This window comes from Bhargavaea massiliensis (assembly GCF_018390575.1).
Taxonomy (GTDB): Bacteria; Bacillota; Bacilli; order Bacillales_A; family Planococcaceae; genus Bhargavaea; species Bhargavaea massiliensis.
This window is the reverse complement of record NZ_JAHBCJ010000020.1, coordinates 1-608: the sequence shown is the minus strand read 5'-3', so window position 1 is coordinate 608 and position 608 is coordinate 1. Positions and strand designations below refer to the sequence as shown.

At 50.7% G+C, this 608-nt stretch carries 1 pseudogene; it reads left to right on the top strand.

What is annotated here, in order from left to right:
- Positions 1–189 precede the first annotated feature (189 nt).
- Positions 190–411: pseudogene (locus KHA84_RS15645) on the top strand (transposase); the annotation flags it as partial.
- Positions 412–608: the final 197 nt, after the last annotated feature.

Below are 608 nucleotides of genomic sequence, written 5' to 3'. Positions count from 1 at the left end.
ACAGACTACAAAACGGGTGATGAATATGCTGTCGAAATCGAATGGAACCAATCGCGATCAATTGGAAATGATCTCACTTGATGAAATGGTCCCGGAGGACCATCTGGTCAGGAAACTCGAGAAAGCTTACTCTGTCCAAACGGACAGGAACTTCGGTATTCGACCACCAATAAGCAAGGCTACCGGGAGTACAAGTCGAATGGAGCCAAATGTGCAGGTTGTCCGCTGCTAGCTCAGTGCACGCAGAGCCAGAACCATGTGAAAGTCATCAATCGTCATGTCTGGCAGGACTACCTCGATCAGGCAGAGGCCATCCGGCTCATCCCGGAAAACAAAGAAATCTTTGCAAGGCGGAAGGAGACCGTGGAATGCGGTTTCGGAGACGCCAGGGAGAAGTGTGGCATGCGTTGAACAACCCTTCGCGGGAAGGCAAAAATGATGCAGGCGATACTTACTTTTGCAGCCTTGAATCTGAAGAGATTGACCTGCTGGACGTGGGACTCACCGGAACCGGCCTGACGGCCGGTCATTCCAAGGGGGGATGGGGAAAAACATGCGAAATATCCACGAAAATGACAAAACGGACCCAAAAAGATTTCTTTTGGGTC